The 14,522-nt window shown below is 72.9% G+C and carries 11 protein-coding genes; 5 read left to right on the top strand and 6 right to left on the bottom strand.

What is annotated here, in order from left to right:
- Positions 1–43: 43 nt before the first annotated feature.
- Positions 44–2,335, bottom strand: coding sequence for a (Fe-S)-binding protein (locus ACWIX3_RS02570; RefSeq protein ID WP_448610515.1), 2,292 nt, complete (start codon positions 2,333–2,335; stop codon positions 44–46).
- 539 nt (positions 2,336–2,874) lie between these two features.
- On the opposite strand from ACWIX3_RS02570, the gene dnaK reads away from it, so the two are divergent.
- The 5 genes from dnaK to ACWIX3_RS02545 all read left to right on the top strand — a co-directional run bounded on the left by dnaK (position 2,875) and on the right by ACWIX3_RS02545 (position 7,660).
- Positions 2,875–4,758: a molecular chaperone DnaK gene (gene dnaK, locus ACWIX3_RS02565; protein WP_448610514.1), complete on the top strand. Its 1,884-nt coding sequence runs from the start codon at positions 2,875–2,877 to the stop codon at positions 4,756–4,758.
- Positions 4,755–5,432: a nucleotide exchange factor GrpE gene (grpE, locus tag ACWIX3_RS02560; RefSeq protein WP_448610513.1), complete on the top strand. Its 678-nt coding sequence runs from the start codon at positions 4,755–4,757 to the stop codon at positions 5,430–5,432. Before dnaK ends, grpE begins: the two co-directional genes overlap by 4 nt.
- 19 nt (positions 5,433–5,451) lie before the next feature.
- Complete coding sequence (gene dnaJ, locus ACWIX3_RS02555) at positions 5,452–6,663, top strand: molecular chaperone DnaJ (protein WP_448610512.1); 1,212 nt, start codon at positions 5,452–5,454, stop codon at positions 6,661–6,663.
- Positions 6,660–7,118: a heat shock protein transcriptional repressor HspR gene (locus tag ACWIX3_RS02550; protein ID WP_448610511.1), complete on the top strand. Its 459-nt coding sequence runs from the start codon at positions 6,660–6,662 to the stop codon at positions 7,116–7,118. The genes dnaJ and ACWIX3_RS02550 overlap by 4 nt, the downstream gene beginning before the upstream one ends.
- 83 nt (positions 7,119–7,201) lie before the next feature.
- Complete coding sequence (locus ACWIX3_RS02545) at positions 7,202–7,660, top strand: MarR family winged helix-turn-helix transcriptional regulator (RefSeq protein ID WP_448612510.1); 459 nt, start codon at positions 7,202–7,204, stop codon at positions 7,658–7,660.
- 145 nt (positions 7,661–7,805) lie between these two features.
- Here ACWIX3_RS02545 and ACWIX3_RS02540 read toward each other — a convergent pair whose 3' ends face one another.
- From ACWIX3_RS02540 to ACWIX3_RS02520, 5 genes are all read right to left on the bottom strand, one after another.
- Entirely contained in the window at positions 7,806–9,584 is a 1,779-nt protein-coding gene (locus ACWIX3_RS02540; protein ID WP_448610510.1) for an L-lactate permease, read from the bottom strand.
- 111 nt (positions 9,585–9,695) lie between these two features.
- On the bottom strand, positions 9,696–11,243 hold the full coding sequence (gene glcF, locus ACWIX3_RS02535) for a glycolate oxidase subunit GlcF (protein WP_448610509.1): 1,548 nt from the start codon (positions 11,241–11,243) through the stop codon (positions 9,696–9,698).
- Positions 11,244–11,327: 84 nt separating this feature from the next.
- Positions 11,328–12,515, bottom strand: coding sequence for an FAD-binding oxidoreductase (locus ACWIX3_RS02530; RefSeq protein WP_448610508.1), 1,188 nt, complete (start codon positions 12,513–12,515; stop codon positions 11,328–11,330).
- Entirely contained in the window at positions 12,515–14,002 is a 1,488-nt protein-coding gene (locus tag ACWIX3_RS02525) for an FAD-linked oxidase C-terminal domain-containing protein (protein WP_448610507.1), read from the bottom strand. Before ACWIX3_RS02525 ends, ACWIX3_RS02530 begins: the two co-directional genes overlap by 1 nt.
- A 7-nt stretch (positions 14,003–14,009) precedes the next feature.
- Positions 14,010–14,426: a hypothetical protein gene (locus ACWIX3_RS02520; RefSeq protein WP_448610506.1), complete on the bottom strand. Its 417-nt coding sequence runs from the start codon at positions 14,424–14,426 to the stop codon at positions 14,010–14,012.
- Positions 14,427–14,522 lie beyond the last annotated feature (96 nt).

Below are 14,522 nucleotides of genomic sequence, written 5' to 3'. Positions count from 1 at the left end.
TGCGGTGGGGTCGCGGTGCGGTGGGGTCAGCGGTGCGGTGGGGTCAGTTCTGCGCGCCGTGCTCCGTCGCCGCCGAGCCGGTGCCGGCCACGTCGTCGCCCTCCGTGCCGACCTCCGCGCCGTGCTCGGTGCCGGGCGTGCCGACCGGTGCGAGCGAGCGCAGCAGGATCTGGCTGACGTCGAGGACCTCGACGTGCTCGCCGGCCTGGCCGTTCTGCTTCTTCGTCGTCAGCGCGTCGCTGAGCATCGTGATGCAGAACGGGCACGCGGTGGAGATGACGTCCGGGTCGAGGTCGAGCGCCTCCTCGGTGCGCTCCATGTTGATCCGCTTGCCGATCTTCTCCTCCATCCACATGCGGGCGCCACCGGCACCGCAGCAGAAGCCGCGGTCCTTGCAGCGGTGCATCTCCTGGGTGGACAGGCCCTGGACGGACTCCAGGATCTCGCGCGGGGGCGTGTAGACCTTGTTGTGCCGGCCGAGGAAGCACGGGTCGTGGTAGGTGACCTTGCGGTCGACCGGCGTGACCGGGGTCAGCCGGCCGTCGGCCACCAGCTGGTTGAGCAGCTGGGTGTGGTGGACGACCTCGTACTCGCCGCCGACCTGCGGGTACTCCCGGCCCAGCGAGTTGAAGCAGTGCGGGCAGGTGGTGACGATCTTGCGCATGCCCGGCACGCGGCCCTCGAAGACGCCGTTGAGGGTCTCGACGTTCTCCTGGGCGAGCATCTGGAAGACGAACTCGTTGCCCATGCGGCGGGCCGGGTCGCCCGAGCAGGTCTCCCCGGAGCCCAGGACGGCGAACTCGACGCCGGCGGTGTGCAGCAGCTCCGCGACGGCCTTGGTGACCTTCTTGCCCCGGTCGTCGATGGCGCCGGCGCAGCCGACCCAGAACAGGTACTCGACATCGAGGGGCAGCGGGCCGTCGGCCTGCCGGACCTCGAAGTCCAGCTCCTTCATCCAGTCCTCGCGGGTGCTGGGGCTCACGCCCCACGGGTTGCCGCGGTTCTCCAGGTTGCGCAGCATCACGCCGGCCTCGGAGGGGAAGTTGGACTCGATGAGCACCTGGTAGCGGCGCATGTCGTCGATGTGGTCGATGTGCTCGATGTCGACCGGGCACTGCTCGACGCAGGCGCCGCAGTTGGTGCAGCTCCACAACACGTCGGGGTCGATGACCCCGCCCTCCGCGAGGGTGCCGACGAGCGGGCGGTGGGCCTGCGCGTCGTTGGTGCCCTCGATGCGGGCGTAGCCCGAGGCCCAGACCTGCTCGTCGCTCGGCTTGAGGACGTCGTAGTCGGGCGCGGTCTCGGCCGCGGTCTTCTCGCCGAGCAGGTACGGGGCCTTGGCGTACAGGTGGTCCCGCAGGTCCATGATCACCATCTTGGGGCTGAGCGGCTTGCCCGTGTTCCACGCCGGGCACTGGCTCTGGCACCGCCCGCACTCGGTGCAGGTGGTGAAGTCGAGCATCCCCTTCCAGGTGAAGTCCTCGATCTTGCCGCGGCCGAAGATCGCGTCCTCGTCGGGGTCCTCGAAGTCGATCTCCTTGCCGCCCGAGGTCATGGGCTGAAGCGGACCCAGGGCGACGCTGCCGTCGTCGTGGCGCTTGAAGTAGATGTTCGGGAAGGCGCTGAACCGGTGCCAGGCGACGCCCATGTTGAGGGTGCGGCTGAGGACCACGAGCCAGGTCAGCGAGACCACGATCTTGACGAACGCGACGACGCTCAGCAGGTCCGGGCTGTTCGGCAGCACGGTCGCCAGCAGGCCCGAGACGGGGTGCGACCAGGCCGGGGCGTCGGTCAGGTCCGAGGAGATCTTGAGCGCCCGGATCAGCAGGATGCAGATACCGACGATCAGGACGACGGCCTCGACGAAGTAGCCGCGTCCCTCGTTCGAGCCGGCGAAGCGGCTGGCCCGGCCCTGGCGGCGCGGGTGGTCCTTCTGGCGCCGGTAGATCAGGTAGAGGATCCCGACGACCGTGCCGGTGCCGATGACGTCGGCGAAGAGGTTCCAGATGCCCAGCTCCCCGACGAGCGGCAGGTGGAAGGCCGGGTCCCAGACCTCGCCGAAGGCCTCGACCAGGGTGAGGAACAGGCCGTAGAAGCCCAGGAACACGAACCAGTGGGCGACGCCGATCGACGACCACTTGAGCATCCGGGTGTGCCCGAGCGACTCCACGACCAGCGTCTTGAGCCGCGGGCCCACCGGACCGTTGCGGGTGCTGTCCGGCTGACCGGTCCTGATGATGCGGACCATGGCCCGCACCGCCCGGTAGGCGAACACCACCGACACGATGAGGAAGAGCACGCTGATCGTCCCCAGGACGATCTGCAAGGGGCCCATCGAACATCCCTCCCGGACGCCAGGAGGCGTCGGTTGATCCCCCGCCCGCCACGACGGCGGGTGGACTCGCCATCGTCCAACGGACCGCGTGCGGGCACCGGCGCCCGCACGCGTCGGACGATAGCCGTCGGGCGCACAGGCTACTCGCCGGTAACCCCCTCGCGGCCGCGCCCGGTCCCCCGGTGTCCGCGGACCGGGGCGCCGTCCTCCGATGATCAGCTCAGCTGGTCGTCGCGGGTCCTGCCTCACCCCCGGTGCTGAGCCGGGACCCGCACAGCCGAGCCGGGAGGAGCGCTGTCCACAGATGTCGGTCGCCCGTTCCGCTGCAGCGACGGCCGACCGAGAGTCCTCCTGTGCACCCCACCCTCTGCGCCGCGAAGGCGGCGGACCGATCGGATCTGCGACACCCGGGAACACTTCCCGCGGGGGTGCCGTTAGGGTGGGCAGGAAAGTTGAGTGGACCCCGCGCAAGGCGGCCCACCGACTCCCCACACACGGATCAGCACCACCCCGGAACACACGGAAGAGAGGCCAGCTCCATGGCTCGAGCGGTCGGTATCGACCTCGGCACCACGAACTCCGTCGTCACCGTCCTCGAGGGCGGCGAGCCGACGGTCATCGCCAACTCCGAGGGCTCGCGGACCACCCCGTCGGTCGTCGCGTTCGCCAAGAACGGCGAGGTCCTCGTCGGCCAGTCGGCCAAGAACCAGGCGGTCACCAACGTCGACCGCACGATCCGGTCGGTCAAGCGCCACATGGGCACCGACTGGCGGACCAACGAGATCGACGGCAAGCGCTACACGCCGCAGGAGATCAGCGCCCGCATCCTGCAGAAGCTCAAGCGCGACGCCGAGACCTACCTGGGCGAGCCGGTGACCGACGCGGTCATCACCGTCCCCGCCTACTTCGAGGACGCGCAGCGCCAGGCCACCAAGGAGGCCGGTGAGATCGCGGGCCTCAACGTCCTGCGCATCGTCAACGAGCCGACCGCGGCCGCGCTGGCCTACGGCCTGGACAAGGGCGAGACCGAGCAGACGATCCTCGTCTTCGACCTCGGTGGTGGCACCTTCGACGTCTCCCTGCTGGAGATCGGCGAGGGCGTCATCGAGGTGAAGGCCACCGCCGGTGACAACCACCTCGGCGGCGACGACTGGGACCAGAAGGTCGTCGACCACCTGGTCAAGACCTTCAACGTGTCCAACGGCATCGACCTGTCCAAGGACAAGCTGGCCATGCAGCGGCTCCGCGAGGCCGCCGAGAAGGCCAAGATCGAGCTGTCCGGCGCGCAGTCGACCAACGTCAACCTGCCCTACATCACCGCCGGTGCCGAGGGCCCGCTGCACCTCGACGTCACGATCACCCGGGCCGAGTTCCAGCGGATGACGCAGGACCTGCTCGACCGCGCCCGGGCGCCGTTCAACCAGGCGATCCGTGACGCCGGCGTCTCCGTCGGCGAGATCGACCACGTCGTCCTCGTCGGTGGCTCGACCCGCATGCCGGCCGTCACCGACCTGGTGCGCGAGCTGACCGGCGGCAAGGAGCCCAACAAGGGCGTCAACCCCGACGAGGTCGTCGCCATCGGCGCCGCTCTGCAGGCCGGCGTCCTCCGCGGTGAGGTCAAGGACGTCCTGCTGCTCGACGTCACCCCGCTGTCCCTCGGCATCGAGACCAAGGGCGGGATCATGACCAGGCTCATCGAGCGCAACACCACGATCCCGACCAAGCGCTCCGAGATCTTCACGACGGCCGACGACAACCAGCCGTCCGTGCAGATCCAGGTCTTCCAGGGCGAGCGCGAGATGGCCATGTACAACAAGAAGCTCGGCATGTTCGAGCTCACCGGTCTGCCGCCGGCGCCCCGCGGCGTCCCGCAGATCGAGGTGGCCTTCGACATCGACGCGAACGGCATCGTGCACGTGTCCGCCAAGGACCTCGGCACGGGCAAGGAGCAGTCGATGACCATCACCGGCGGCTCGGCCCTCCCCAAGGAGGACATCGAGCGGATGATGAAGGACGCCGAGGCGCATGCCGAGGAGGACAAGCGCCGCCGCGAGGAGGCCGAGACCCGCAACCTCGCCGAGTCGCTGCAGTACCAGACCGAGAAGTTCCTGGCCGAGAACGGTGACAAGATCCCGGCCGACAAGAAGGAGGAGCTCGGCGAGGCCCTCACCGAGCTGCGCTCGGCCCTCGGCGGCTCGGACATCGCGGCGATCAAGGCGGCCCAGGAGAAGGTCGCCCGGGTCTCCCAGGAGGTCGGCGGGGCGCTCTACGCCCAGCAGACCGAGGCGGGGGCCGCGGGTGCCGGCGCCGGTGCCGCGGGTGCCGGTGACGCCGGCACGCCCGGCGGTGCGACCGGTGCGACCGCGTCGGACGACGACGTGGTGGACGCCGAGATCATCGACGAGGACAACGACCGCCGATGACGGAGAGGGAAGAGGAGCCGCGGGTCGTCATCCGCGACAAGCGGCGCATCGACCCGATCAGCGGCACCGTGCGGGTGCCGGCCGGTGAGCAGCCGGCCGGCACCGGCCCGGGCGTAGACCCAGCAGGGGAGCAGATGAGCGAGCACGAGGCCGTCGACGGCGGTCAGCCGACGGCGGTGGACGACGACCTGTCCCGCCAGCTGGCGGAACGGACCGAGGACCTCCAGCGGGTCACCGCCGAGTACGCGAACTACCGGCGGCGGGTGGACCGGGACCGTCAGCTCGTGGTGGACCAGGCCGCCGAGCGGTTCGCCACCCAGCTGTTCCCGATCGTCGACGACATCGAGCGGGCCCGGGACCACGGCGACCTGACCGGCGCGTTCAAGGTCGTCGCCGACCGCGTCCTGGGGCTGCTCGACGGCCTGGGCGTCGAGGCCTTCGGCGTGGCCGGTGACCCGTTCGACCCGGCGTTGCACGAGGCGGTCATCCACGACACCTCCGCCGAGGTCGACGTCCCGACCGCGACGACGGTGCTGCGGCAGGGTTTCCGCCGCGGCGACCGCGTGCTGCGGACGGCGATGGTCGCGGTCACCGATCCGGAGACCCCGGTGGCGACCGCACCCGCCGACGGGACCGCTCCCGCGCAGCCGGGCGAGGGCCCGGCGGCCGACTGAGCCGGAGAGGGGGCGCCCGATGAGCACCCGGGACTTCATCGAGAAGGACTACTACGCCGCTCTGGGCGTCGCCAAGGACGCCGACGCGGCGGCCATCAAGAAGGCCTACCGTCAGCTGGCCCGCGACCTGCACCCGGACAAGAACCCCGGCAACGCAGAGGCGGAGGCCCGGTTCAAGGAGGTCTCCGAGGCCTACGACGTCCTCTCCGACCCCAAGCGGCGCGCCGAGTACGACGAGGCCCGCCGGCTGTTCGGGGCCGGCGGCGCAGGCGCGCGGGCCGGCTTCCCCGGCGGGTTCCCCGGTGGGACGGGCGGCGGTCAGCCGTTCGACCTCGGCGACCTGTTCGGCGCCGCGGGCGGCGGGCGCACCGGCGGAACCGGCGGGCTCGGTGACCTGTTCGGCGGCCTCTTCGGGGGCGGCGGGGCGGGCGCGGGCTCGGCCCGGGCGCGCAGCCAGGCGGCGTCCGGCCCGGCCCGCGGCCAGGACGTCGAGACCGAGGCCACGCTCTCCTTCGAGGAGGCCGTCCTCGGCGTGACCGTGCCGCTGCGCATGCAGAGCCCCGGAACCTGCCCGACCTGCGCCGGCTCCGGGGCCCGGCCGGGCACCAGCCCGCACACCTGCCCCGTGTGCCAGGGCGCCGGGGTGACCAGCCGCAGCCAGGGGGCGTTCGCCTTCTCCGAGCCGTGCCGCAACTGCCGGGGCACCGGCCAGGTCGTCGAGGACCCCTGCCCGACCTGCGCGGGCAACGGCGTCACCAACCAGACCCGCACGATCACCGTGCGGATCCCGGCCGGCGTCAAGGACGGCCAGCGGATCCGGCTGGCCGGCAAGGGTGCGCCCGGGCGGCGCGGCGGCCCGGCCGGCGACCTCTTCGTCGTCGTCCACGTGTCCGAGCACGAGCTGTTCGGCCGCAAGGGCAACGACCTCACGCTGACCGTGCCGATCACCTTCGCCGAGGCCACCCTCGGGGCGACGCTGACCGTGCCGACCCTCGACGGCAACGTGACGCTCAAGGTCCCCGCGGGGACGGCGAGCGGGCAGACGCTGCGGGTGCGCGGGCGCGGCGTCCCCGGCAAGGGCCGGGCCGGCGACCTGCTGGTGACCGTCGAGGTGGCGGTGCCCAAGCGGCTCACGCCCGCGGCCGAGGAGGCCGTCAAGGTCCTCGAGGCCGAGCTCGGCGACCCGCGGCCGCGGATCACCGCCGCCGTGCAGCAGGGGGGTGCGCGGTGAGCCTGCCCACCGACGGTTTCCGCGAGCAGCTCGACGCCGGGCGCGCCGTCGCCGAGGACGCGCCGGTGTTCGTCATCTCGGTGGCCGCCGAGCTGGCAGGCATGCACGCGCAGACGCTGCGCCAGTACGACCGGCTGGGGCTGGTCAGCCCCGGCCGGACCCGGGGCGGTGGCCGGCGGTACAGCCCGCGCGACGTCGCGCTGCTCCGCGAGGTGCAGCGGCTCTCCCAGGAGGACGGCGTCAACCTGGCCGGCATCAAGCGGATCATCGACCTCGAGTCGCAGGTCGAGGCGCTGCAGCAGCGCGTGCAGGAGCTCCTCGCCGAGCTCGAGCTGGCCGAGAGCCGGGCGATCGCGGCCGAGTCCGCGGTCCGTGCCGGCTACGGGCGTGACCTGGTGCCGCTGCGGCCCTCCACCTCCGCGCTGGTCGTCTGGCGGCCCCGGGACGAGCGGTGACCGAGCGTGCGAGGTCACCGGGTGGTCCCAGCACCTCTCGACAGGGCGCCGACGAGCGCCGGCGAGGAGGCACCGTGACGCAGATGGACGCGCACGAGGCCTACGTGCGGGTGGAGCGGGAGATCGGACTGCTGCTGCGCCGCTCCCGCGCCATCTCCGCCCGCCTGTCCCGGGAACTGCACCCCGACCTGGACGGCGCCGCGTACGGGCTGCTGGCGCTGCTGCAGGACACCGGACCGCTGCGCGCCAGCGACCTGGTGGCCCGGCTGGGGCTCGACAAGAGCACGGTGAGCCGCCAGCTCTCCACGCTGGTCGCGCTCGGCCTGGTCACCCGCGAGGCCGACCCGGCCGACGGCCGCGCCCAGGTCCTCACCACCTCTCCCGAGGGTGCGGCCCGACTGGCCCGCATCCGGGACGCCCGACGGGCCCGCTGGGAGGCCGACCTCGCGGACTGGCCGACCGAGGACGTCGCCACGCTCGGCGAGCTGCTGGCCCGGCTGAACCGGATCGGCGAGGCGCGCGAGGCCGAGACCGGACGCTGAAGGAGGACCCCGTCCTCCCCACCCTTCGCAGGCTCGGGGGGGGGTGCCCGGGGCGCGGCCGCCCGCGAGGGAGCCGCTCTGCACACGACAGCGCCCCCGTACCCGGCCGGGTACGGGGGCGCTGTCGTGTCAGCGGGTCAGGTCACTACTGACCCGGGACCATCCAGCCGAGCACCGGCGTGGCCTGCAGGACCACGATCAGGCACATCAGCAGCAGGAGCAGCATGCTCCAGCCGAACACCTTCCGGAACAGCTCGCCCTCCCGGCCGGCCATGCCGACCGCCGCGGCCGCGATGGCGAGGTTCTGCGGGCTGACCATCTTGCCCATGACGCCGCCGGAGGAGTTGGCCGCCGCGAGCAGCACCGGGTCGAGGCCCGCGTTGGTCGCCGCCTGCACCTGCAGTGCACCGAACAGCGCGTTCGCCGAGGTGTCCGAGCCGGTCACCGCGACGCCGATCCAGCCCAGGATGGGGGACAGGAAGGCGAAGAAGCCGCCCGTCTCGGCCAGCAGCCGGCCGAGGTGGCTGGTCATGCCCGACTGGTTCAGCACGTAGGCCAGTGCGAGCACCGCCATCACGGTGAGGATGGCCCACTTCAGCTCGCGGTAGGTGTCGACGTAGGCCTTGAGCCCCCGGGCCGGGGAGACCCGCAGCACCAGCATGGTGAGCAGGCCGGCGAAGATCATCAGGGTGCCCGCGGCGGGTAACCAGTTGAAGCTGTACGTCGTCGACGCCAGCTCGGTGTCCGACCCAGCCGCGAACACGTTGAGCCCCGGCCAGGCGAAGGACGTCGTCCACGGCGGCTGGGCCAGCGCGGCCTTGATCGGGCCGAGGTTGGCCAGCGAGAAGATCGCGATGATGATCCCGTACGGCGCGTAGGCCTTGACGACCTCGGCGCGGCTGTCGTCGACCGGCCGGTCGGCGCTGCCGACGGCGGGGGCGTGCGGGTCGCGTGGGGCCTGGTCGCCCGGGGCGTCGCCGAGCTGCTCGCCGGCGGTGGCGCCGACGCCACCCCGCTCACGCCCGCCGGAGCCGGCGGCCACGGTGCCTGCACCGCCACCGGCCAGGGTGGCCGCGGTGACCGGCTCGTAGGAGGCCTTGCGCATCCGGACGACGGCGACGACGGCGGCCGCGGCCACCAGCGCGGCGATGATGTCGGTCAGCGGCACCGAGATGTAGTTGGCGGCGACGAACTGGGCCACGCCGAACGCGACGCCGCCGACCAGCGCCTCGCGCCAGGTGTCGCGCAGCCCGCGCTTGCCGTCGACCACGAACACCAGGACCAGCGGCACGAACGCGGCCAGGATCGGCGTCTGCCGGCCGGCCATGGCGCCCAGGGTGTCCACGGTGAGCCGGGCGTCGTCGCTCACCCCGGAGGTCACGGTAGCGAGCGTGATGATCGGCGTGGCCAGCGCGCCGAACGCTACCGGCGCGGTGTTGGCGATCAGCGCGACGACCGCGGCCTTGAGCGGCTGGAAGCCCAGCGCCATGAGCATGACGACGCTGATCGCGACCGGCGTCCCGAAGCCGGCCAGCGCCTCGAGCAGGGCGCCGAAGCAGAAGGCGATGATGATCGCCTGGATCCGCTGGTCGGGGCTGACCTTCTCGAAGGAGCGGCGCAGCACGTCGAAGTGGCCGGTGGCGACGGTGAGGTTGTAGACCCAGATCGCGTTGATGACGACCCACAGGATCGGGAAGAAACCGAAGGCGGCGCCCTCGGACGCCGACAGCAGCGTCTGCCCGACCGGCATCCGGAACGCGACGATGGCCAGCACGATCGCGACGGCCAGCGAGATGAGCCCGGCCAGCCAGGCCTTGAGCTTCAGCGCGCCGAGGAGCACGAAGAGGGTGAGCAGCGGGATCGCTGCCACCAGGGCGCTCAGTGCGAGTGACCCACCGACGGGGTCGACGACCTGCTCGAACAACGGAGCTCCTTCCCTCGGCGGTGAGGGCGCGAGGCTGGGTGGGGGGACGTGGGGCGGTTCAGTGTGGAGCAGCGCCGACCCCCCTGCAGGACCCTGCAGGGGGGTCCTCGTTCAGCCGTCCGTGGCGGCGGGCCGGGCCAGGGCGGTGCCGGGGCCGGTGAGCGCGCGCTCGAGCAGGTCCTCGACGGGCACGCCGCGGATCGAGGCGTCGAGCACCTGGACGGTGTGCGCGACCGGCATCCGCTTGCCCATCCGGGCCAGCGTGGTCGCCACCTGCATCCAGCAGCCGGGGTTGGCGGTGACCATAAGGTCCGCCCCGGTGGCGAGGACGGCGGCCGCCTTGCGCTCCCCGAGCTCCCGTGCCGGTTCCGGCTGCAGCATGTTGTAGGTGCCGGCGCTGCCGCAGCACAGCTCGGCCTCGGTGAGCTGCTTGAGCTCCACGCCGGGGATGCCGCGCAGCACCTTCCGCGGCTCCTCGCGGATGCCCTGCGCGTGGGCCAGGTGGCAGGCGTCCTGGTAGGCCACGGTCATGGGCAGCGGGTGCCGCTCGGCGACCGGGCCCAGCTCCACGATGAACTCGCTGATGTCCCGGGCCTTGTGTGCGAGCGCCTCGGCGCGCTCGGCCCACTCCGGCTCGTCGCGCAGCTGGTGGCCGTACTCCTTGACGTTCGAGCCGCAGCCGGCGGCGTTGAGGATGACGTAGTCGACCCCGGCCCGCTCGAAGGTCTCGATCGTCCGCTTGGCGAAGTCCAGCGCCTGCTCCTCGCGGCCGCCGTGGCCGGGCAGGGCGCCGCAGCAGCCCTGCCGCCTCGGCGTGATGACGTCGCAGCCCTCGGCGGCCAGCACGCGCACGGTGGCGGCGTTCACGTCGGGGAAGAAGGTGCCCTGCACGCAGCCGGCGAGCAGCCCGACCACCGCCCGCCGCTGCCCCACGGCCGGCGTCCGCTCGGGGACGCGCTCCACCGGGCCGAGCTTGGGCGCCAGCGACTCCATGGCCATCAGCGGGCCCGGCAGCTTGTTCATCAGGCCGGTGCGGGTCAGCAGGCTGCCGAGCCGACTGGCCTGGTAGGCGCGCAGCGGCCCGCGCAGTGCGCGCAGCCGCCGCGGGTAGGGGAACAGGTTGTAGATGAGGTCGCGGTAGAACTTCTCCGCCCGCGACCGCCGGTACCGCCGCTCGATCTGCGGGCGGGTGGCCTCGATCAGCTTGTCGTACTGGACGCCGGACGGGCAGGCCGTCACGCAGGCCATGCAGCCGAGGCACTGGTCGAAGTGGCGGACCATCGAGTCGTCGAGCGGCTCGCCCTCCAGCGCCTCCTTCATGAGGTAGACGCGGCCTCGGGGGCTGTCCATCTCCTCGCCCCACAGCACGTACGTGGGGCAGGTGGGCAGGCAGAACCCGCAGTGCACGCAGTCGCCGATGAGTGCGGCGTCCGGCGGGTGGTGGTCGTCGAAGGCCGGCTGCACGGCCTGCCGCGTCTTCGGCAGGCCGAGCAGGGCCGGGGTGCCCACGGTGGCGGCCCCGGTACCGGCCGGCAGGTCGATGTCCTGGCCGATGTCGAGCGGACGGCGCGCCCCGACGACCGCGGAGGGGGCCTCGTCGGCCGCCCGGGCGGCCCCGGTGGGCGATCCGGGCGGCAGGTCGGCGACCGTGTCGCGCACGGGGCCGACGTTCGGGGAGGCCCCGGGGGACCCGAGCGGGGGCGAGTCGCCCCGGCCATGACTGCCCGGCGTGATCTCCGTCATCTACAACCCTCCGACGAACCGGCCCGGCGACATCCGCCGCTCGGGGTCGAACCTCTCCTTGACCCGCCGCATGAGGTCCAGCGAGTCGCCGACCGGGCCCCAGTGGTCCAGGGAGTCCCGGACGGCGTCGGGCGCCCGCAGGACCACCGCGGTCCCGTCGTGCTCCGTGATGGCCGCACGCAGCCGGGGCAGGGCATCGACTGCCCGGCCGGCCGGGACGGCCGCGTAGGTCACCCCCGTCGCGGCGTGCGCGGCCACCGCCGTACCGGCGGGGAGGGCGCCCAGCACCGCCGAGAGCGACGCCGGTGCGTGGGCCAGCCGCAGCAGGACGTCGTCCGCACCGCCGGGCCGCCGGCCGAAGTCGGCGGGCAGGTCCTCGGACTCCTCGCCACCGCCGAGCAGGGCGACGGCGGCGCGGGCCTGCCCGGCCACCGACTCGGCGATCGACTCGAACAGCACGACCAGCCGTGCGGTGCCGTCGGCACCCGCGATGAGCTCCACGGCCGACGGGGTGAGCGTCGAGCGCGCCAGTGCGACCGACGGGGGCCCGGCTGCCGCGGCGTGCGGCAGCTCGAGGGTGACCACGCGGCGGGCGGGCGGCTCCGGGTGCAGGCGCCAGGTGGTGGAGACCACGGCGCCGAGCGTCCCGTGGGCGCCGGTGAACAGCTTGCCGAGGTCGTACCCGGCGACGTTCTTGACGACCTTGCCGCCGGCGTGCGCGACGGTCCCGTCGGCGAGGACGACGGTGATGCCGATGAGCAGGTCGCGGGTGGTGCCGTACCGCAGCCGGCGCGGCCCCGACGCGTTCGCGCTCACCACGCCGCCCAGCGTGGCGCCGTCCTCGGGCGGGTCCAGGCCGAGCAGCTGCCCGGCCCGACCGACGTGCGCCTGCAGGTCGGCGAGGCGCACCCCGGCCTCGGCCACGACGGTGAGGTCGCCCGCCACGTGCTCGACGATCCGGTCGAGGCCGGTGAGGTCCAGCAGCAGGTCGCAGGACGCCGGCGGCGCGGCCCACGTCAGCTTGCTGCGCCCGCCGACCGGCACGACGGTGCGCCCGTCGGCCGCCGCGGCCCGCAGCACCTCGGCGACCTGGTCGACGGTGCCCGGCCGGACCACCTCGCGCGGGACCACGCCACCGACCGCGTCGTCGGGTCCGCCGGCCCGGCGGGTGTCGGTGACGGCGGTCATCAGAAGACCTCGCCCAGGCCGGCTGCCTGCACCGGGTGCTCGCCCTTCCGGACGCCGGGCCGCTCGCCGCACAACCGCGGGGTCGGGAAGACCTTGCCCGGGTTGGCGATGCCGTCGGGGTCGAAGGCGCACCGCAGCAGCTGCATGGTGTCGAGGTCCTCGGGCGTGAACTGCTTGCCCATCTTCATGCGCTTCTCCTGGCCCACCCCGTGCTCGCCGGTGATCGAGCCGCCGGAGGTGATGCACAGCTCGAGGATGGCGCCGGCCAGCTCCTCGGCCTCGTGGGCCTGGCCCTCGACCGCGTCGTCGAACAGCACGAGCGGGTGCAGGTTGCCGTCGCCCGCGTGGAACACGTTGGCCACGCGCAGGCCACGCTCGTCGGCCATGCGGTCGATCTCGGCGAGGACCTCGGGCAGCTTCGTGCGGGGGATGACGCCGTCCTGCACGAAGTAGCTCGGGCTGATCCGGCCGACCGCCGCGAACGCCGACTTGCGGCCCTTCCACATCAGCGCCCGCTCCGCGTCGTCAGCCGCGATGCGGATCTCGAAGGCGTTGCGGGCCCGGGCGATCTCCTCGACCTGCTTGAACTGCGCCTCGACCTCGACCTGCGGGCCGTCGAGCTCGATGACCAGCACCGCGACCGCGCCCGCGGGGTAGCCGCAGCTCACCGCGGCCTCCGCGGCCTCGATGGCCAGCGCGTCCATCATCTCGACGGCGGCCGGCAGGATCCCGGCGGCGATGATGTCGCTGACCGTGCCGGCTGCGTCCTCGACCGAGGAGTAGCCCACCAGCATGGTCTGCACCGCCTCCGGCACCCGGATCAACCGCAGCGTGAGCTCGGTGGCCACACCCAGGGTGCCCTCGCTCCCGATGAACGCGCCCAGCAGGTCGTAGCCGGGGTGCTCGGGAGCGCGCCCGCCGAGGTGCACGACCTCGCCGTCCGGCAGCACCACCTCGGCGCCGAGGACGTGGTTGACCGTGAAGCCGTACTTCAGGCAGTGGGCGCCCCCGGCGTTCTCGGCCACGTTCCCGCCGATCGAGCAGACCAGCTGGGACGACGGGTCGGGCGCGTAGGCCAGGTCGTGCGGCGTCGCGTCGCGGGTGACCCACAGGTTGATGACCCCGGGCTCGACGGTGACCTGGCGGTTGTCCGCGTCCACCGGGGACAGCTTGCGCAGCCGCGACATCACCAGCAGGACGCCGTCGGCGCTGGGTAGCGCGCCACCGGACAGGCCGGTGCCCGAGCCGCGCGCCACGAAGGGGACGCCGGCCTCGGAGCAGAGCCGGACGGTGTCGACGACGTGCTGTCGGTTCTCGGCCAGCACCACGATCGCCGGGGTGACCTTGAAGTTGGCCAACCCGTCGCACTCGTACGTGCGGACCTGGGTGCGGTCGGTCAGCACCCGTTCGGTGCCGACCGCGGTCCGGAGCCGGTCGGCCAGCGCGGAGGTGCGGTCGGACAGGACGGGCTCGGCGATGGCGGTCATGGCGTCCTCACGGCATCGGCTCGGTGGGTCGGTGGGGCGGGGTCACGGCATGCGCTCGTAGGCCGGCAGGGTCGGGAAGTCGCTGCACCCGTCGGACACCGCCATCTCCAGGAACAGCGCGGGCGTCGTCCCGGCGGCCGGAGGCGGTGGCGGCGTCCTCCACGAGGTCGTCGGTCCCGACCGCGCCGGAGCCGCGCAGCCACGCCTCGATGTGCTGGATGCCGACGCTGATGTTGCTGCGCGGCCCCGCCTCGGTGATCTCACCGGGGGTGGAGCGGGCGGCGAGCAGCTCGAGCCGGCGCCCGTCGAGCTCGCGGTGGAGCAGTGCGACGAGCTCCAGCGCCCAGGGGGTGAGCACCTCGTCGTACCGGTCCCCCATCGGGCCGGTGATCTCGAGCCCGTCGACGCCGGTGGTGCTGCTCATCCTTCTCCCTGGGAGTCGCTGTGCGGGACGCCGGCCGGTCCCGCCGAGCGGCCGCCGGCGCTATCGTTCTTTCCGCATCACGGAAGTCGAAGACTG

This window comes from Geodermatophilus sp. URMC 60 (assembly GCF_053502585.1).
The sequence above is the reverse complement of the archived record's forward strand: the minus strand, read 5'-3'. Positions and strand labels throughout refer to the sequence as shown.

What these genes read in the sequence shown, in the direction of transcription:
- ACWIX3_RS02570 (WP_448610515.1), bottom strand. Translation starts at nt 2,335, where the DNA reads ATGGGCCCCTTGCAGATCGTCCTGGGGACGATCAGCGTGCTCTTCCTC.
- dnaK (WP_448610514.1), top strand. Translation starts at nt 2,875, where the DNA reads ATGGCTCGAGCGGTCGGTATCGACCTCGGCACCACGAACTCCGTCGTC.
- grpE (WP_448610513.1), top strand. Translation starts at nt 4,755, where the DNA reads ATGACGGAGAGGGAAGAGGAGCCGCGGGTCGTCATCCGCGACAAGCGG.
- dnaJ (WP_448610512.1), top strand. Translation starts at nt 5,452, where the DNA reads ATGAGCACCCGGGACTTCATCGAGAAGGACTACTACGCCGCTCTGGGC.
- ACWIX3_RS02545 (WP_448612510.1), top strand. Translation starts at nt 7,202, where the DNA reads ATGGACGCGCACGAGGCCTACGTGCGGGTGGAGCGGGAGATCGGACTG.
- ACWIX3_RS02530 (WP_448610508.1), bottom strand. Translation starts at nt 12,515, where the DNA reads ATGACCGCCGTCACCGACACCCGCCGGGCCGGCGGACCCGACGACGCG.
- ACWIX3_RS02525 (WP_448610507.1), bottom strand. Translation starts at nt 14,002, where the DNA reads ATGACCGCCATCGCCGAGCCCGTCCTGTCCGACCGCACCTCCGCGCTG.
- ACWIX3_RS02520 (WP_448610506.1), bottom strand. Translation starts at nt 14,426, where the DNA reads ATGAGCAGCACCACCGGCGTCGACGGGCTCGAGATCACCGGCCCGATG.